The following is a 17,753-nucleotide window of genomic DNA, read 5'->3' as shown; positions in this document are numbered from 1 at the left end:
CGTCGGCCGAGACACCTGCCGTCGTGAGGGTCACCGGGTGATCCGCGGGCCCAGAAGCGATCGCCTCCTCGGCGAGGTTCTGCGAGCGTACGGCGAACTCGTCGAGTCTTCGGCGGAGGCGCCACGGTCCGCGCCGGCGCGCTCGCGGCCTGCTGGAGGCGTCGGGCAGTCCTCCTGCGGTCGCGCCAGTCCCGCCCGCCCTTCGCGGCGGTCGCGTCGCAGCGAAGAGCGGGTTGCGGGTGCGGGGGCGGGTCGAGGCGGAACTTGAAGCGGACATTTGGCCACTTCCGGCGGATGAGGCGTCGCTCGACGCGGGAAGGTTATCCGCGCAGTCTCGGCATACCGAGGGAAGCGCGTAGTAACACGGTGAGCCTGGGCACTGGGTCCACGTTGAGGGTGCTCGATCTTCGCCATATTGTTGCTCCATCTCGCTGCCGGGCAGCCGCACCGAGATAGGTCGTCGATCGACTTGGGGTCGAGATTTTCCAGCGCAGCGGAGATCAGCCGCGGACACCGGGTCGGAAGCCCTTCAATCTTGGTTGCCCGACCGGTGGCTGCGGCAGGATGATGGCCTGGCACAGCCCTTCGGGAACCGGGGTTCAGACAGCCTGTCGAGGTTTGTGGGCTCGGCAAGGGTCCACAGCACAATCAGTGGATTCCGTTGCTGGGTGCGACGATATCTGCGTTATCTTCTAGCAGCTGTTCGATCTGCCAGCCGACCTCGACATACTGACACGTCAACGTCATCTATGCCGACACTAAGAAGCTCGCATCGACATACTGAGGTTCCACTCAACCTGGATCACGAGCCATCGAGCTGGGGGAGAGGGCCGCTACGTGCCACGACGTAGCTTGCTGTGCCTGCTGTTTTTGCCACGAGCTCGTTCCATCGAGGCTCACCGAGATCCGCCCGGCGCGAGCCTACGATGAGGCAGACCGGCGGAGGAGGGCGGGCGGCGGCTGCGACCGGACGAGAAGGAGGTGCGCTCCACACGTTCTTCGAACCTTCTGCTTCCGCACGATTGATGACGGCTCCGAAGGAGGTCATGGGACCTACGAACTTCGAGCTTCAGCGACGTCGACGTCTTCACCATAAGCCACACAACAACGTCAAGTACTCGAGTACTCAGGCGTGCATCGCCTACCGTGACTTCAGGGAACAAACCAGTTACGTCGTTTTTCGTGTGCCGCTTCAGCAGGCGATGCGCGCTTCCTGGAAGTACTCGAAGTACTTGACGTTGTTGACGTGGTTGAAGGCGTCGACGTCGCTGAAGCGCACTCGGAGTTCGTAGGTCCCCTCCTTGACCTCCTTCGGAGCCGTCATCGGCGTCGACGGAGGCAAGGGGGAAGGTTCGAGGAACGTGTGGAGCACCTCCTTCTCGTCCGGTCTCAACCGCCGCAGCCGCTCCTCCGTGAACACGAAGGGGGTCAGCACCGTGGTCGCCTTGAGATAGACCCGACGCCCCTCGGCGGTCTCGTCGAAGACCTCGTAGGCCATGGTGAAGCTCGCCGGGCGGATCTCGGTGACCCAGCACTCGATGGAGACGGGCTCGTGGCGAAACAGCAGGGGCGCAGCGAACTGCACGTCGTGGCGCACGACGACGAGCCCCTCCCCCAGCTCGATGGCTCGTGATCCGGGTGAGTGGGTCCTCAGCATGTCGATGCGAGCTTCTTGCAGGTAGTCGACATAGATGACGTTGTTGACGTGTCCGAGCATGTCGAGGTCGGCCCAGCGGATCGGGCAGCTGTAGAGATGGCGCACGGGGACATCGTCGCACCCGGCACAGCCCAGCGGGACCTCCACCCGTGTGCTGTGGACCACCCACCGAGCCCTCTCCTCGACGCCGACGGGGGCTAGTCTGAAACCCCGGTTCCCCCTCTCGAAGGAGCGTCATGCCCGAGGCCGTCATCGTTTCTGCAGCCCGTAGCCCCATCGGTCGGGCCAACAAGGGGTCATTGAAGGACTTCCGACCCGACGATCTCGCGGCGCTGATCATCCGCGCTGCGCTCGAGAAGATCCCCGCACTCGACCCCAAGTCGATCGACGACCTCTATCTCGGTTGCGGGCTGCCCGGCGGCGAGATGGGCAACAACATGGCGAAGATCGTCAACACCCTCAACGACATGGACCCGGTGCCCGGAGCCACCGTGACCCGCTACTGCGCTTCCTCGGTGCAGACCACGCGGATGGCCTTCCACGCGATCAGGGCCGGGGAGGGCGACGCCTTCATCTCCGCCGGGGTGGAGACCGTGTCCCGCTTCAAGTTCGGCACCTCCGACCACATCCCCAACACCCGCAACCCGCTCTTCGACGACGCGACCGCCCGCACCGAGGAGATGGCGAAGGGCGGGCAGGACTGGCGCGACCCACGGGAGGACGGCCTCCTGCCCGACGCCTACATCGCCATGGGGCAGACCGCGGAGAACGTGGCGCGGATGCGTGGCCTCGACCGCCGGGAGCTCGACGAGTTCGCCGTACGCTCGCAGAACCTCGCCGAGAAGGCGATCGCCGACGGCTTCTGGGCCCGCGAGATCACCCCGGTGACCACTCCTGACGGCCAGGTTGTCTCGGCCGACGACGGCCCACGCGCCGGCGTCACCTACGAGGGCATCGCCGGTCTCGACCCGGTGTTCCGTCCCGACGGTGTGGTCACCGCAGGCAACTGCTGCCCGCTCAATGATGGCGCTGCCGCCGTGGTCATCATGTCCGACACCAAGGCCGCCGAGCTCGGCCTCAAGCCGCTTGCGCGCATCGTGTCGACCGGCGTCTCCGGACTCTCCCCGAGATCATGGGCCTCGGACCGGTCGAGGCGACGAAGCGCGCCCTCGCCAGCGCTGGCATGAGCATCGGCGACATCGACCTCGTCGAGATCAACGAGGCCTTCGCCGCGCAGGTCGTCCCGTCCTACCAGGACCTCGGCATCGACCTCGACCGTCTCAACGTCAACGGTGGTGCGATCGCCGTGGGGCACCCCTTCGGCATGACCGGCGCGCGCCTTCAGAACACGCTGCTCAACTCCTTGGACTGGCACGACAAGTCCACCGGTCTGATCACCATGTGCGTGGGCGGCGGCCAGGGCATGGCGCTCATCTTGGAGCGGCTCTGAGTGCCGCGAGCCCGGACCCGGACGAGGTCCGTTGGCTGAACCGTGACCAGCAACGCACCTGGCGTGCCTACCTCGTGGGCACCACGTTGTTGCTCGACAAGCTCGACGACGAGTTGCGGGCAGAGTTCCGGATCGGGCTGAACGAGTACGAGGTGCTGGTCCGGCTCTCGGAGAACGACGACAACTGCATGCGGATGTCATCGCTCGCTGACGCCATGCGCTTCAGCCGGAGCCGGGTCACCCACACGGTCAAGCGGATGGAGACTGCCGGCCTGGTCCAGCGCATGCCGTCAGGAACCGACGGACGCGGCGTGACCGCGCAGCTGACGCCGGCGGGGCATGACCTCCTGGTGGCCGCGGCGCCGACGCACGTGACCGGTGTCCGCGAGCACCTGGTCGACCTCGCCGCAACAGACGACTTCGCGGCGATGGGCAGGATCTTCAACGCAGTGGCCGACCAGCTGGTGCCGGAGGCCCCCGAGGCCGACATCCGCTGACCACGTCACCACTCCGGTTGGTGAAATCGCGGCGGCCCGCCCCCGAATGCTCGGGAGCGGGCCGCCGCGGTCGTACTCAGCTCAGTCGCGGGTCAGGCGGCGGTGCGTGACCCGGTGGGGCCGCGCAGCCTCGATGCCCAGGCGCTCGATCTTGTTTGCCTCGTAGGCAGCGAAGTTGCCCTCGAACCAGAACCACTTGCCGCCGTCCTCGTCGTCGCCCTCCCAGGCGAGGATGTGGGTGGCGATGCGGTCGAGGAACCACCGGTCGTGGGAGGTGACCACGGCACAACCCGGGAAGTCGAGCAAGGCATCTTCGAGTGCGGAGAGAGTCTCCACGTCGAGGTCGTTGGTGGGCTCGTCGAGGAGCAGCATGTTGCCACCCTGCTTGAGGGTGAGCGCGAGGTTGAGACGGTTGCGCTCACCGCCGGAGAGCACTCCGGCCTTCTTCTGCTGGTCGGGGCCCTTGAAGCCGAAGGAGGCGACGTAGGCGCGCGAGTTCATCTCGAAGTTGGCGACCTTGATGTGGTCGAGCCCGTCGGAGACGACCTCCCAGACGTTCTTGTTGGGGTCGATGCCGCCACGGCTCTGGTCGACGTAGGAGATCTTCACGGTCTGCCCGACCTTGAGCTCACCGGAGTCGGGCTCCTCGGACCCCGTGATCATCCGGAACAGCGTGGTCTTGCCGACGCCGTTGGGGCCCACGATGCCGACGATGCCGGCGCGCGGGAGCGAGAAGGAGATGTCGCTCCACAGGGTGCGACCGTCGAAGGCCTTCACCAGGTGCTCCGCCTCGAGCACCACGTCACCCAGGCGCGGGCCCGGCGGGATGTTGATGTCGGCCGTGTCGATCTTGCGGGCCTTGTCGGCCTCCGCGGCGAGCTCCTCGTAGCGAGCGAGACGCGACTTGGACTTGGTCTGGCGGGCCTTGGCGTTGGAGCGCACCCACTCGAGTTCCTTCTCGAGCATCTTGGCGCGCTTGGCATCCTTCTGACCCTCGATCTTGAGACGTTCCTTCTTGGTCTCGAGATAGGTCGTGTAGTTGCCCTCGTAGCCGTGGATCGAACCGCGGTCGACCTCGGCGATCCACTCGGCGACGTTGTCGAGGAAGTAGCGGTCGTGGGTGATGGCCAAGACGGCGCCCGGGTAGGACTTCAGGTGTCCCTCAAGCCACTGCACGGACTCGGCGTCCAAGTGGTTGGTGGGCTCGTCGAGCAGGAGCAGGTCGGGCTGCTGGAGCAGCAGCTTGCACAGGGCCACTCGGCGCCGCTCTCCACCCGAGAGATTGTCGACCAGCGCATCCGGCGGCGGACAGCGCAGGGCGTCCATCGCCTGGTCGAGACGGCTGTCGAGGTCCCATGCGTTGGCGTGGTCGAGGTCGGTCTGCAGGTCGCCCATCTCGGCCAGGAGCGTGTCGAAGTCGGCGTCCGGATTGGCCATCTCCTCGGAGATCGCGTTGTAGCGGTCGAGCTTCGTCTTGATCTCGACAACCGCTTCTTCGACGTTCTCGAGCACGGTCTTGCCCTCGCTGAGCGGGGGCTCCTGCTGGAGCATGCCGACGGTGGCATCGGGGTCCTTGATCGCGTCACCGTTGTTGGGCTGGTCGATCCCGGCCATGATCTTCAGCAACGACGACTTGCCGGCGCCGTTGGGTCCGACGACACCGATCTTGGCTCCGTGAAGGAACGATTGGGTCACGTTGTCGAGGACAACCTTTTCACCGTGCGCCTTGCGGACGTTGCGCAGTGTGAACACATACTCAGCCATGACAGGTGAGCCTACGGCCCGGAGGACCCTCGACTCCAACCGGGCCGCCGACTCAGGACGTCGACTCAGCTGGCTCTGGCCACGTCGTGGTCATCAGTGTCGTCGGAGTCACCTTCCACCATGTCGGCCAGCACCTTGCCGTCACTGCTCATCTGGGGGCCACCGACGCCGAGTGCCCCGTTGGCGGCGGCCAACCTGCCCGGGTCGACACTCTCCGCGGTGCTGCGCACGAAGGTGCTGCAGCCCCGATTGAGGTCGTGACCGACATAGGCGGCGTCGACCACCATGGTCTGGCGGTCGTTGCCGTTCTCGTCTCGCCAGACCTGGGTGCTGAGCTTGCCGTAGATGGTGACGGCGTCACCCTTCTTGAGCGAGTCAGCGCAGTTGCGGCCCAACGTGCGCCAGGCATTGACGGTGTACCAGTTGGTCGCAGCGTCGACCCACTCCCGCTCCTTGGCGCTCCAGCGGCGCGGGGTGGAGGCCACTCGAAAGGTGGCGACGCTGTTCAGCTCTCCCACCATGCGGGTCTCGACCTCGTTGCCGAGATAGCCGCAGATGTTGACGTAGCTCTCGTTCATGGACTGCTCCTGGATCGGGGGTGTGGACACCGATCAGGGTGCGCTGTCACCGCGACATCCGGCAGCGCGCCGACGGATCCTGTGGAGACACTGCGTCGTCCACAGCGTGCCTCGCCGAGAGCGGACCACCCCGCTCAGGTGGGCAGCGACGCGATCGTGCGGGGCGACGTACACACCTCAGCGGCCTCAGCCGTCTCACCTGCCGAGGAAATTGCACACCTGGTGGCTGTGGCTACGCACACCAAGAAGGCAATTCCCCGCCCGGGCGGGGAATTCCCAGAACGTGAACGATTCAGCGAAGGGCGTCGTTGAGCCCGGTGCGAACAGCCTCGTAGGAGGCGAGCTCGGCCTCGATGGGCTGCACGACGAGGGTGTCGGAGACTTCGCGGATGGCAGCGCGCAGTGCCCGATCGGCGGCGCGCGCCCTGGAGCGGGCTGCCCAGCCGACGACCAAGCGGGAGACGACCGCGAGCACCAACCCGAGGCCGAGGCCTGCGATCAACAAGAGCAACGGCAGCGGTACGCCGGCAACGTCTGCGGGGTCGACCCACGGACCGGACTCGGCCGAGGAGACCGCGCCCATGACCAGCCAGATCCCGCCGGCGACGGCAGCCAGGATCAACAGCCACTGGAGGAGCCGCACCAGGTGCGCCCACCACGGCAGGCCACGGGCGCCCAGGTCGACCGAGGAGAGTGCGCGGTCGAGCTCGCTGGTGACCTCGTCGCTGCGTGAGGTGGCAGCGGCGCGAATGCTGGTGCGCCACGGCGGCGTCATGAGGGCGCTGACCTCGTCGGCGAGCGAGCGCACGGCGGAATCGATGCGGGCCCCCTGGACGGGCCCCACCTCGGGCACCCGGACCCTGGTTCCGCTGATCTCCTTGGCGTCGCCGCCCAGGTCGAGGTGGAGCTTCTTGAGAGGATCGGTCCTCAGCCTGGAGACCCAGGAGGTGAGCGGCCAGCCAGTGGCCCGCCGGGCCCGCACCCGGGTGGAGTCAGCGACTGCCTCCACGACGACGGGCACACCCGCAGCGTCGGCGAAGGCGGTCTCGAGCTCGTCGAGACGCTCCCGCGGCGGGGCCTGGGGACGACCGGTGCCGGATTCGGCTGCCAGCGCGCCCGCAGCGGCGCGGATGTCGGCCTCGAGGCGGGTGCGAGTGGCCTTCTTGGAGGCGACGCGAGCGGCCAGCTCGTCCTTCAACTCATCCATGCCGTCGCCGAAGCGCGCGCTGATCGCGAGCACCGGCACCTCGGAGAGACCGTCGTTGTCCATGAGGCGGCGCACGTCGGCCAGCATCGCGTCGCGCTGTTCGAGCGGCACCGTGTCGATGTGGTTGAGCGCGACGACCATGACCGAGGCGTGCCGCGCGAGCTTGCGCAGGTAACGCTCGTGGAGTGCGGCGTCGGCGTACTTCTGCGGGTCCACGATCCACACGAGCACGTCGGCCAGCTTCACCAGCCGGTCGACCTCGAGGTGGTGGGAGAGCTCCGTGGAGTCGTGGTCGGGCAGGTCGAGCAGGACGGTGCCGTGAAAGCGGCGGTCCTCCTTGCCCGTGTCGACGATCGAATCACGCGTGGTCTGGTGGCGCGCCGGTATGCCGAGGTACTCGAGCAGTTCGCCGGCGCCGTCATCACCCCATACACAGGCGGTCGCCCAGGACGTGGTCGGACGGCGGACCCCGACGGCCGAGAGCTCGAGGCCAGTGACGGCGTTGAAGGTCGACGACTTGCCGGATCCCGTGGCTCCGGCGATCGCGATGACGGTGTGCTCGGCCGACAGACGCAGGCGGGCGAGGGTACGCTCCACCATCTCCTCGGCAGACTCGACGAGCTCGTCGTCGAGACGACCCCGAGCGTGTCCCACAGCGGTCTCCAGTCCGGCGACCCGCGGTCCGAGGTCAGAGCCACCGGCAACCAACCGCTTGGCTCCATCGAGCATCGACGTCATCTTCTCCCTCTGCGATCCAACCTCGGTTGCTCCAACTCTAGTGCCACGGAGGTGGCGCAACGATTCGGCGTCACCTCAGCGGAACTCACGCCGAGTGATCACCCGGCGCGTGCTGCTGCTGCGCAAACCGCTCGTCGGTCACCCGGCGAGCAGCCTGGCGCAGCCGACCCGATGCCTCGTCGTTCACACCGAGGGCATCGACCAGCCGCACGAAGCGGTCCTGCTCGGCCGACAGCAACACCGACGTACGGCGATCGAGGTCTTCACGGGCGCGTGCGGCAAGGGAACGCACGGCCTGGTCACCGAAGACTGCCTCGAGAAGCTTCTGGCCCAGTACCGCGCTGCCTCCTGCGACCCCGGCCTCGGCGCCCGTGACACCGCCGGTGTGCACGAAGACCACCATCATCAGCGCGACAGCGAGCCCGTTGACACCGAACGCCATGAAACGGGCGCTGGTGCGCTTGTCGGCCCCCTCGGCCCTCACCATCGCGAGCACGCCCTGCTGCCATTCGCGGACAGCCTGCTCCGCCTGGCGGCGGAACTCCCGGGAGGCACGCGTGACGTCGGCCTCGCTGGAGGCGATCAACGCCTTGCCCTGGGCGGTCGAACGCCACGAGGCCGCAGCCTTCTCGGCGGCCTTCTCGGCGTGCTCGAGCAGGAGCTTCTCAAGGCCTGACTCGACAGCCACCTGGACCCGGTCGGCCTGCTGCGGCTTGCCCTTGATGGCGTTGACCAGGCGATCGCGGATCCGACCGACCTGGGTCTCCAAGGAGCGGAGCAGCTCCCCGGTGCCGACGAACTCCTGCCAGCGGGCGAGCACCTCACCACGCATCAAGGTGCCGTCCGCGGTGGCGGTGTGGACGTCGGCGCGTGCCCTGTCGTAGGCCGCTGCGACGTCGTCGCGGAGCCCGTTGACCGCATCGGCCTGCTCGGCCGCAGCATCAGCGATCGTGTAGGCCCGGCCGGAGACGCTGCGGATCGCGCCGCTGAGCGTCTGGCGTACGACGGCGTCGCGCGCCTCGCTGTCGGCAGCGAGCGACTGCAACCAGCCGCGGATGTCGGCGACGTTGACCGGCGGCAACAGGCCGTTGTCGTCGACGGGGCTCTCCTTGACGATGAAGAGCGGCGAATCCTTCAGACCGCGGCTGGCCAGCATCCGCGCCAGGTGGGTGGCCACCGGATCGACGGCCTCCTGCGGTGTCCGGTCGAGCACGATCGCGACGGCCGTGCCTCGATCGGCGGCCTGCTTCAGGAAGTCCCACGGCACCTGGTCGGCATAGCGGGCGGCGGAAGTCACGAACAACCACAGGTCGGCGGCAGCCAGCAGCTGCGCGGCGAGCGTGCGGTTGGCCTCCTCCACCGAGTCGACATCGGGAGCGTCGAGGATCGCCAGACCCCGCGGGACGTTGGCGGACGCGACGAGCTGCAGCGAACGCGGGTCGATGGTGGGCACCTTCACCCTCGCGAGGTCCGGCAGGATCCGGTCCTGGCCAAACCAGCGCGCGTCGTCGGGGTGGTGCACCAGGACCGGCGACATGGTCGTCGGCCGGAGCAGTCCGGACTGGGTGACGGGGCTCCCCACCATCGTGTTGACGAGAGTGGACTTGCCGGCGCCGGTCGACCCTCCGACCACCGCCAGCATGGGTGCGTCGATCGTCGTCAGTCGAGGGATCATGTAGTCCTCGAGCTGGTCGACCATCTCGGTGCGGCTCTCCCGATGCGCGTCGACGCCGGGGAGGTCCAGTGGGAGCGTCGCCTCCTGCAGTGCGCTGTGCAGCTGCACGAGTGAGGTGAGCATCCGGTTGGACTCGGTCATCGGTGGTGGCCTCCTGCGGGCGTGACGGGGAAAGCGATCTGGCCCCGGGCGTGGTGCATCTGGTCGACGAAGCGTTGGCCGCGCTCCACGTGCTTCGGGGGCGCCGTCCCCCGAAGCACACGGTGATGAAGGTATCCCAGTTCCACGGCGGCCTGTTGGTAGTCCCGCATCAACGTGACCCCGTGCACGCCGCCGCGCTGCTTCGCGAACCTACGGGCGCGCCGACGAGCACCCAGATCCACGACGTGCGGGATGTCCTCCGCGGGAATCAGGCCCCTCCTCGATGCGTCGTCCAGTGCTGCCGTCAGCAACAGCCGCTCACGGCTGCGGACCCAGACCGCGAGCAGGATCATCAGGGCGAAGAGAGGCGCCATCACCAGGAAGTAGACACCGAAGAACCCGACCCCCTCGGCAAGGAGCGTCGACCCGTTCCAGGCCGCGTGCAGGCCGACTGCACAGAGATAGCCGACCACCGGCGCAAGCCAACGGACAGTCCGGCTCGTGCTGGCGATCGCAAGTCCCACACCGATGCCGAAGAACGCGGTGAAGAACGGGTGGGCGAACGGACTGGCGAGACAACGTACGACGAAGGTCGCGCCGAGGCTGCCCAGCCCGCCGGGCTGCTCGGCGGAGGTGCCGCCGTACGCCGCCGCGAGGTAGAGGATGTTCTCGGTGAAGGCGAAGCCGATGCCGACCATGCCTGCATAGACGATGCCGTCGAGAACGCCGTCCAACTCCTGGCGACGCCAGATGAGCAGCAGGAGCAGGAAGAGGCCCTTGGTCGCCTCCTCGGCGAACGGCGCAACGATCGCCAGCGATGCCTGCTCGGAGAAGCCGGCCACGAAGCCGCCCAGCCCCTGCACGACGAGGGCGCCGAGAGTCGCCACGAAGGCGCCCCACGCCAGAGCCGCCGCCAGCAGGCTGCGCGGTTCCGGTTCATAGCGGTCGAGCCAGAGATAGGCGGCGACCAAGGGCCCGACCGGGATGAAGGCCAGCACGGCTGCCAGCGCCAGCGTCCCCGGCTCTCCGGAGAGTGCCAGTAGCAGCGCGATGGGGATCGCTGCCAGCAGCGCGATCACCGAGACCACGACGGTGAAGACGAGGCTCTCTGACCGGTGGGCTGGCATGGGCAGAAGGGTATCTGCCGGCTCGGGTCGCGCGCGTATGGTGGGAGGCGTGAACGAGCAGCAGGGCACCCAGACAGGCAACGGCAACAAGGTCAAGACGGAGACGCACGACCCTTCGGTCCCCCAGGCGTGGTCGGCATTCATGCGTCAGGGTTGGGCCGACCGAGACTCCACCAAGCCGGCGAGCCCGGTGGCCGCCCCGGCAGCCCGACGCCGTCAGGCCCTGGCCGAGGCTCTGCCGGGCGAGACGCTGGTCCTCCCCGCCGGCGGCTACAAGGTGCGCGCCCACGACACCAACTACCGCTTCCGTGCTGACACCGCGCACGCCTACTTCTCGGGCAACCAGACCTCCGACGCGGTCCTGGTCATCGAGCCCAGTGGAGAGTCGGTGCTCTACGTGCGTCCCCGTTCGGGACGCGACACGGACGAGTTCTTCCGCGACCGTGACTACGGCGCGTTGTGGGCGGGCGAGCGTCCCTCGCTGCTGGAGCTCTCCACCACGTTCGGCATCGAGTGCCGCCACGTCGACGAGTTGGCCGACCGGCTCCTCTCGGCTCCCAAGACCAGGGTGCTGCGTGGCATCGATCCGCGCGTCGATGCTCTCGCGCTCGCCGATGCCGAGCGCGATCGCGAGCTGGGCCGCATCGCCTCGGAGCTGCGTCTGGTGAAGGACGACTGGGAGCTCGGCGAGCTCGCTGCTGCGTGCGATGCCACCACCCTCGGCTTCGAGGACTCGGTGCGGGAGTGGGACAACGTGCTGAAGTACGGCGAGCGGTGGATCGAGGGCACCTTCTTCCGACGCGCACGGGCCATGGGCAACGACATCGGCTACGACTCGATCGTGGGCGGCGGCTCGCATGCCACGACGCTGCACTGGATCGACAACACCGGCCCGATCACTCCGGGCGAACTGGTGCTGCTCGACATGGGTGTCGAGGGCCACCACCTCTACACGGCCGACGTGACCCGCACCCTGCCGGTCGACGGCACCTTCACTCCCTTGCAGCGCGATCTCTACTCGCTGGTCTTCCACGCCCAGGAGGCGGGTATCGCCGCCGTGCAGCCGGGGGCGAAGTTCCTCGCCGCCCACCAGGCCGCGATGGAGGTGCTTGCCCACGGCCTCGACGACATGGGCCTGCTCCCGGTGTCGGCCGAAGAGGCACTCGACCCCGACTCGAAGGTCTACTCCCGCTGGACCCTGCACGGCACCAGTCACATGCTCGGCATGGACGTGCACGACTGCGGTGCCGCGGCTCCGGAGGCCTACACGCACGCCGACCTCGCCCCGGGCATGGTGCTCACCGTCGAGCCCGGCCTCTACTTCCAGGCAGATGACCTGCTCGTGCCCGAGGAGCTGCGTGGCATCGGCATCCGCATCGAGGACGACATCGTGGTCACCGACGACGGCAACCACAACCTCTCCGAGGCCCTCCTCGCTCCGCCGACGACGTCGAGGCGTGGATGGGTGAACTCAGCGGCCGCTGAGATCCGCCGGCGACTCGGCACCGGACGCGGCCATGGGAGAGACTCTCTGCGTGCAGTTCACCGAACACGAGATGACCGTCGCCGTCGATGCGATCGCGCTGGAGCTGTTCCTCGCCCGCAAGGTTCCGTGGCGGCGCCGCAAGGGCAAGGACGACTGGGCACAACTCGCGAAGTTCAAGAAGTACCAGCTCAAGGCTGCCGCGGGCGAAATGGTGCTTCCTGCGCTCACGGCACTTCCCGAGCGCCCCACTCCGGGCGGTCAGCCGACCTTCTCCATCGAGGAGCTCGTCGCAGCCGCGGAGGCCGGCGCACGCGGCTTGGCCGAACAACGCAAGGCCGGCAGCTGGGACGCCATGCCGGAGAAGAAGCGCAAGCGGCTTGCCCGGATGATCGCGCTCCTCACCCAGCGCGCCATCACCGCGATGCCGCCTCGCCGAGACGAGCAGTCGCAGCCGGGGTGATGGCAGGGCAGTGCAGGATGCTGCCATGACACCTGACCCGTCGACGGCCGCTGCGTGGTGGCGCGACGCCGTCATCTACCAGATCTATCCGCGTTCGTTCGCCGACGCGAACGGCGACGGAGTGGGCGACCTGCCCGGGGTCACAGCACGGTTGGAGCACGTGGCGGCCCTCGGCGTCGACGCCATCTGGCTCTCACCGTTCTATCGCTCCCCCATGGCCGATGCCGGCTACGACGTCGCCGACTACCGCGAGGTCGATCCGGTCTTCGGCGACCTGGGCGACGCCGAGAGGCTGGTCGCACGAGCCCACGATCTCGGGTTGCGGGTGCTGGTCGATCTGGTGCCCAACCACACCTCCGACGAGCACGCGTGGTTCCGAGCGGCGCTGGCCGCGTCTCCCCTGAGCCCGGAGCGGGAACGCTACGTCTTCCGCGACGGCCGCGGGCCGCGCGGGGAGGAGCCTCCCAACAACTGGTCCAGCATGTTCGGTGGGCCTGCCTGGACTCGGGTGAACGAGGCGGACCACACCCCTGGGCAGTGGTACCTGCACCTCTTCGACAGCAGGCAACCAGATCTCAACTGGCAGCATCCGCAGGTCCGTGCCGAGTTCCTCGACATCCTCCGCTTCTGGCTCGACCGCGGAGTCGACGGTTTCCGGGTCGATGTCGCCAACGCACTGGTCAAGCAGGAGGGCCTCCCCGATTGGGATCCGATCGCGGCGTTGGAGAAGTTCGGTGCCGAGGACGCGCCCGTCCCGCCGATGTGGGACCAGGACGAGGTGCATGAGATCTATCGGACGTGGCGTGACGTCGTCGACTCCTACGATCCCGCCGGCTCGCGAATCCTGGTGGCCGAAGCGTGGGTGGAGCCACCCACGCGGCTGGCCCGCTACGTGCGCGGCGACGAGATGCACCAAGCCTTCAACTTCAACTATCTCGGCGCCTCGTGGGAGGCCGATTCCTTGCGGCAGGCCGTCGAACGCTCGATCACCGCGAACCACGCGGTCGGCGCGCCGACCACGTGGGTGCTCAGCAACCACGACGTGGTCCGCCACGCCACCCGGTTCGCCACGGCTCGACCAGGTGACCACATCGGGATCGGCATCGGTCCGCGCGACCCGCAGCCCGACGCCACACTCGGCCTGCGACGAGCGCGGGCAGCGAGCGCACTCATGCTGGCGCTCCCGGGATCCGCCTATCTCTACCAGGGTGAGGAGCTCGGCCTGCCCGAGCACACGACGTTGCCCGACGAGGCCCGTCAGGACCCGACCTGGTTCCGCACCGACGGCGGCTTGGTCGGGCGTGACGGCTGCCGGGTGCCGATCCCCTGGCACGCGGATGCCCCGGCGTTCGGGTTCAACACCACCGGGGCCACGTGGCTGCCACAACCCCCGTCGTACGGTGAGTTGGCCGCAGACCGGCAGGCCGGTGTGGCCGGTTCCACGCTCGAGCTCTACCGAGCAGCCCTGCGGCTACGACGTGAGCTCGCCCTGGGACTCGGCGAACTCACGTGGGACACGACGCTCGGCAATGAGCGTGTGGTGGCGCTGCGACGTACGACGCCCGCTGGCGAGATCTTGGTCCTCACCAACCTGGGCGACCAGCCCGTGCCCGTGCCCAAGGGGATGCGGGTGGTGCTGAGCACCGACGACCAACTCCCCGCGGGCCCGGCCGTCGGCGCCGACGTCACCGTGTGGGCGATCCCTGACTCTCGCTCGCCCGCCGGGGGTCCGCCAACCTGAGCACCTGCCGGATGACCAGACACACGGCTTCGCCCGATAGAATCCACGCCGGTCCTCAGCGACCATGCCTCCGTAGCTCAGCTGGATAGAGCATCGGCCTTCTAATCCGACGGTCGCAGGTTCGAATCCTGCCGGGGGCGCAAGTGAAAAATGGGCGCCGCGTGGGGCAGGAATGGGGCAGCGTCGAGCCGGCACTGCCCCACACGGCGTCCCTCGCCGAGAGCGTGCCAACCGGGGAGCCTCGGGACCCTGCGCGGACCACGTCCTCGTCGCCCACGTCAGACGAATGGGGGTCTCGACAGGCTCGACCAACGGGTTGGCTCGGGCAACGGGTTGGCTCGACCAACGGGCGGGGCCGGGCAACGGGCGAGCGACGGGGTTGGGTTAGCCGACCTTGCCGATGACCTTGGCGGGGTTGCCCACGGCGAGCACACCGGCGGGGAGGTCGTCGATCACGACCGAGCCGGCACCGACGACGGTGTCGTTGCCGATCGTGACGCCCGGATTGACGATGACGCCCGCGCCGAGGGAGACGTTGTCGCCGACCGTCACAGGTGAGGCAGCTGCCCACTTGTCGCGGCGCGGCGCTGCCTGCACGGGCAGTGTGAGCGTGAGGAGCTGGACTCCAGCACCGATCTGCACGTCGTCTCCGATGGTGACGTCGCCGTGGTCCTGCACCACCAGTCCGGGCCCGATGACACAACGTGCGCCGATCTTCACCCGGACTCCGAACTCCACGTGCAGCGGAGCCCTGACGAGGGTCTCCTCCCCCAACTCGGCGACCAGGTTGGCCAGTTTGAGCGGCCGCTCGGTCGAGGCCGCGTCGTTGAAAGCGCGGCATCGCTCCTCGGCGACCTCCTGAGCAGCGCGCAGGCCGCGGTCGTCGTGCCGGAACGGTTCACCGTCGACCATGCGCTGGCGCATCGTGGTGATCTTGATGTCGACCATGCTCAGTTGTCTCCTTCGGCGGACCAGCTGGTTGCCAAGTGGGTTGCGATCTCGGTGCGGAGGTCGGCCTTCACCGCTTCGGGCGCGAAGGAGGCGTCGACGGCAGCGACGGCCAGCTCCGCCACCCCGGCCTCGTCCAGTTCAAGCAACTCGGCTGCGATCGCGTATTCCGAGTTCAGGTCCGTGCCGAACATCGGCGGGTCGTCGGAGTTGATCGTCACCACCACCCCCGCGTCGCGGAAGGCCCTGAGCGGGTGCACGGCGAGTGACTCCACGGCCCGGGTGGCGATGTTGGACGACGGACACACCTCCAGTGCGATGCCACGCTCGGCGAGGTGCGCCAGCAGCTCCGGGTCCTCGGCGCTGCTGGTGCCGTGGCCGATGCGCTCCGCGCCCAACAGACGTACGGCGTCCCACACCGTCTCGGGCCCCGTCGTCTCGCCGGCGTGGGGCACGGACCTGAGTCCCGCCGTACGCGCCGCATCGAAGTGGCGCTGGAACTGCGGACGGGGCACCCCGATCTCCGGACCGCCCAGACCGAATCCGACCAACGCGTCGACCCGATGCTTCAAGACGTAGTCGAGCGTGGCGTCGGCAGCCGGGAGTCCACTTTCGCCGGGGATGTCATAGATCCAGCGCAGGGTCAGACCGAAGTCACGCTCGGCCCGTTCGCGTGCCGACTCGATCGCCTCGGTGTAGGCCTCGATGGGGATGCCCCGGATGACCGATGTGTAGGGCGTGCAGGTGAGTTCGGCGTACCTCAGGTTCTGCCCTTCACGCATCTCACGTGCCACCTCGTAGGTGAGCAGCTCGACGTCTTCAGGCGTGCGGATCAGGTCGACGACGGCGAGGTAGACCTCGATGAAGTGTGCGAAGTCGCGGAAGGTGAAGAAGTCGGCCAGGGCTTGAGCGTCGCTCGGCACCACTCCGGGGTGGCGCTCGGCCAGCTCCGACACGATCCGCGGGGAGGCGGACCCCACGTGGTGCACGTGCAACTCAGCCTTGGGCAGGCCCGCGATGAAGGCAGTCAGGTCACTCACAACGGGTCAGTCTGCCACCGCCTACTGCGCAGCCTCGATCGCCTTCACCGTCTCGGCGGCGAGCTCCTCGATGCTGGCACCGAGGACCTGCTCGCCGTTGACGAAAACAGTCGGGGTGCCCGTGACGCCACGCTTGGAGGCGTCGTCGGTGCCGTTGACCACCCACTGCTCGAACTCATTGTCCCGGATGGCAGCCTCGACCTCAGGCGAGTCGGCGCCCACCGAGGCGGCCTGCTCGATGAACCAGTCGGCCGACGGAACGTCGTCACCCTCCGGCTGCTGCTCGAAGAAGAGGTCGTGCAGGTCCAGCGCTGCTTCCATGTCCCCGGAGTCCATGACCGCGCCCACGGCGTTCATCGCCAGCACCGAGTACTTGTTGAGGAAGGCCATCGGGCGGTAGACGACAAGTGCGGCACCGTCCCCGGCCAGCCCCCGCAGGGAGTCTCGCGACGCCGCCTCGAAGTCGGCACAGTGGGGGCACCGGAAGTCCTCGAAGATCTCCACCTTCGCCTTGGCATCCGCTGAGCCGACGCCGATCCCGTAGGTGTCGACAGCAGTCACCGGCGCCGAGGTTGCGCCCTCGGTCGCCGACTCGCCGGGGTTCTTGGCGGCGTCGCCGGTGCTGTCACGGCTCGACTGCACCGCCCAACCGATGCCCACCACCAGGGCGAGTACGGCGACGATCACCCCTGCGACGGCCAGGTTGCGGCGACCGGGAGCTGCGTTGTTCATCGATTCTCCATTTCCGGGGCGACCTGTTGGTCACCGAAGACGACATTGTCGAGACCGAAACGCGTGCGCGGGCGCCACACCAACCACAGGGATGCCGCCATCAGCGCGACGTCGCGGGCGATGTCGCGCGGATAGGCGTCCGACGCATCAGGGTCGAAGCCACCCCCGCCGAAGCAACCGCAGTCGATCTGGAGGCCACGGCTCCAGGCCGAGGCGATGCCGATGATGAAGGCCAGGAAGAGCAATGCGGAGATCACCGACATGCCACGCACCAGCAGGCCGAGGATGAGGCACGCACCGACTGCCACCTCCAGCACCGGGAGCAGGTGACCGACAGTGGGCACGATCGCTTCCGGCAGCAGGTCGTAGGCCCGGACGGCCCGCACACTGGCTGCCGGATCCGGCAACTTCATCGCGCCGGCGACGATCCAGACACCGCCCGTCACCAGCCGAAGAACGGTTCCCACCCACTCGCGCATGGGCTGAGCCTAGGCGGACAGCCTGAGACCAAC

Annotated in this window: 13 protein-coding genes, 1 tRNA gene and 2 pseudogenes; 5 read left to right on the top strand and 11 right to left on the bottom strand. The window is 68.0% G+C overall.

Annotated features, from left to right (window positions below; translation table 11 throughout):
- Together L1066_RS19530 and L1066_RS19525 are read right to left on the bottom strand one after the other, a co-directional pair.
- A pseudogene (locus tag L1066_RS19530) lies at positions 1-277 on the bottom strand (hypothetical protein); the annotation flags it as partial.
- A gap of 915 nt (positions 278-1,192) precedes the next feature.
- The gene (locus L1066_RS19525; protein ID WP_235737856.1) at positions 1,193-1,762 is read right to left on the bottom strand and encodes a thioesterase family protein; all 570 of its coding nucleotides are present in this window, start codon (positions 1,760-1,762) and stop codon (positions 1,193-1,195) included.
- Positions 1,763-1,893: 131 nt separating this feature from the next.
- Between L1066_RS19525 and L1066_RS19520 the strand changes: the two are divergent.
- Together L1066_RS19520 and L1066_RS19515 are read left to right on the top strand one after the other, a co-directional pair.
- Positions 1,894-3,107: pseudogene (locus tag L1066_RS19520) on the top strand (acetyl-CoA C-acetyltransferase).
- Positions 3,108-3,181: 74 nt separating this feature from the next.
- A complete protein-coding gene (locus L1066_RS19515; RefSeq protein ID WP_235737855.1) occupies positions 3,182-3,604 on the top strand; it encodes a MarR family winged helix-turn-helix transcriptional regulator in 423 nt (140 codons plus the stop codon).
- Between the two features lie 81 nt (positions 3,605-3,685).
- On the opposite strand, the gene ettA is transcribed toward L1066_RS19515, so the two are convergent.
- The 5 genes from ettA to L1066_RS19490 form a co-directional block, all read right to left on the bottom strand.
- On the bottom strand, positions 3,686-5,368 hold the full coding sequence (gene ettA, locus L1066_RS19510; protein WP_235737854.1) for an energy-dependent translational throttle protein EttA: 1,683 nt from the start codon (positions 5,366-5,368) through the stop codon (positions 3,686-3,688).
- A 65-nt stretch (positions 5,369-5,433) separates the two neighbouring features.
- Positions 5,434-5,946 carry a single-stranded DNA-binding protein gene (locus L1066_RS19505; protein ID WP_235737853.1) on the bottom strand — a complete coding sequence of 171 codons (513 nt, stop codon included), beginning with the start codon at positions 5,944-5,946 and terminating at the stop codon, positions 5,434-5,436.
- Positions 5,947-6,238: 292 nt separating this feature from the next.
- A complete protein-coding gene (locus L1066_RS19500) occupies positions 6,239-7,882 on the bottom strand; it encodes a GTPase (RefSeq protein ID WP_235737852.1) in 1,644 nt (547 codons plus the stop codon).
- 94 nt (positions 7,883-7,976) lie between these two features.
- Complete coding sequence (locus L1066_RS19495) at positions 7,977-9,707, bottom strand: GTPase family protein (RefSeq protein ID WP_235737851.1); 1,731 nt, start codon at positions 9,705-9,707, stop codon at positions 7,977-7,979.
- The gene (locus tag L1066_RS19490; RefSeq protein WP_235737850.1) at positions 9,704-10,834 is read right to left on the bottom strand and encodes a PrsW family intramembrane metalloprotease; all 1,131 of its coding nucleotides are present in this window, start codon (positions 10,832-10,834) and stop codon (positions 9,704-9,706) included. The genes L1066_RS19495 and L1066_RS19490 overlap by 4 nt, the downstream gene beginning before the upstream one ends.
- 49 nt (positions 10,835-10,883) lie before the next feature.
- Between L1066_RS19490 and L1066_RS19485 the strand changes: the two genes are divergently transcribed.
- The 3 genes from L1066_RS19485 to L1066_RS19475 all read left to right on the top strand — a co-directional run bounded on the left by L1066_RS19485 (position 10,884) and on the right by L1066_RS19475 (position 14,661).
- Entirely contained in the window at positions 10,884-12,809 is a 1,926-nt protein-coding gene (locus tag L1066_RS19485; RefSeq protein WP_235737849.1) for an aminopeptidase P family protein, read from the top strand.
- A complete protein-coding gene (locus L1066_RS19480; RefSeq protein WP_235737848.1) occupies positions 12,806-14,521 on the top strand; it encodes a glycoside hydrolase family 13 protein in 1,716 nt (571 codons plus the stop codon). The genes L1066_RS19485 and L1066_RS19480 overlap by 4 nt, the downstream gene beginning before the upstream one ends.
- Before the next feature lie 66 nt (positions 14,522-14,587).
- A tRNA-Arg gene (locus L1066_RS19475) sits at positions 14,588-14,661 on the top strand.
- Positions 14,662-14,905: 244 nt separating this feature from the next.
- Here L1066_RS19475 and L1066_RS19470 read toward each other — a convergent pair.
- From L1066_RS19470 to L1066_RS19455, 4 genes are read right to left on the bottom strand one after another with little or no spacing between them, the layout of a single operon-like run.
- Complete coding sequence (locus L1066_RS19470) at positions 14,906-15,469, bottom strand: DapH/DapD/GlmU-related protein (protein WP_235737847.1); 564 nt, start codon at positions 15,467-15,469, stop codon at positions 14,906-14,908.
- 2 nt (positions 15,470-15,471) lie between these two features.
- A complete protein-coding gene (locus tag L1066_RS19465) occupies positions 15,472-16,509 on the bottom strand; it encodes an adenosine deaminase (RefSeq protein WP_235737846.1) in 1,038 nt (345 codons plus the stop codon).
- 21 nt (positions 16,510-16,530) lie between these two features.
- On the bottom strand, positions 16,531-17,241 hold the full coding sequence (locus L1066_RS19460) for a DsbA family protein (protein ID WP_235737845.1): 711 nt from the start codon (positions 17,239-17,241) through the stop codon (positions 16,531-16,533).
- Positions 17,238-17,720 carry a DoxX family protein gene (locus L1066_RS19455; protein ID WP_235737844.1) on the bottom strand — a complete coding sequence of 161 codons (483 nt, stop codon included), beginning with the start codon at positions 17,718-17,720 and terminating at the stop codon, positions 17,238-17,240. The genes L1066_RS19460 and L1066_RS19455 overlap by 4 nt, the downstream gene beginning before the upstream one ends.
- Between the last annotated feature and the right edge of the window lie 33 nt (positions 17,721-17,753).

Source organism: Nocardioides alcanivorans, assembly GCF_021555175.1.
GTDB lineage: Bacteria > Actinomycetota > Actinomycetes > Propionibacteriales > Nocardioidaceae > Nocardioides > Nocardioides alcanivorans.
The sequence above is the reverse complement of the archived record's forward strand: the minus strand, read 5'-3'. Positions and strand labels throughout refer to the sequence as shown.

Excerpts from the sequence above, each read along its gene's own strand:
- L1066_RS19480 (WP_235737848.1), top strand. The coding sequence starts at position 12,806 with ATGACACCTGACCCGTCGACGGCCGCTGCGTGGTGGCGCGACGCCGTC.
- L1066_RS19460 (WP_235737845.1), bottom strand. The coding sequence starts at position 17,241 with ATGAACAACGCAGCTCCCGGTCGCCGCAACCTGGCCGTCGCAGGGGTG.
- ettA (WP_235737854.1), bottom strand. The coding sequence starts at position 5,368 with ATGGCTGAGTATGTGTTCACACTGCGCAACGTCCGCAAGGCGCACGGT.
- L1066_RS19500 (WP_235737852.1), bottom strand. The coding sequence starts at position 7,882 with ATGCTCGATGGAGCCAAGCGGTTGGTTGCCGGTGGCTCTGACCTCGGA.
- L1066_RS19505 (WP_235737853.1), bottom strand. The coding sequence starts at position 5,946 with ATGAACGAGAGCTACGTCAACATCTGCGGCTATCTCGGCAACGAGGTC.
- L1066_RS19490 (WP_235737850.1), bottom strand. The coding sequence starts at position 10,834 with ATGCCAGCCCACCGGTCAGAGAGCCTCGTCTTCACCGTCGTGGTCTCG.
- L1066_RS19495 (WP_235737851.1), bottom strand. The coding sequence starts at position 9,707 with ATGACCGAGTCCAACCGGATGCTCACCTCACTCGTGCAGCTGCACAGC.
- L1066_RS19455 (WP_235737844.1), bottom strand. The coding sequence starts at position 17,720 with ATGCGCGAGTGGGTGGGAACCGTTCTTCGGCTGGTGACGGGCGGTGTC.
- L1066_RS19470 (WP_235737847.1), bottom strand. The coding sequence starts at position 15,469 with ATGGTCGACATCAAGATCACCACGATGCGCCAGCGCATGGTCGACGGT.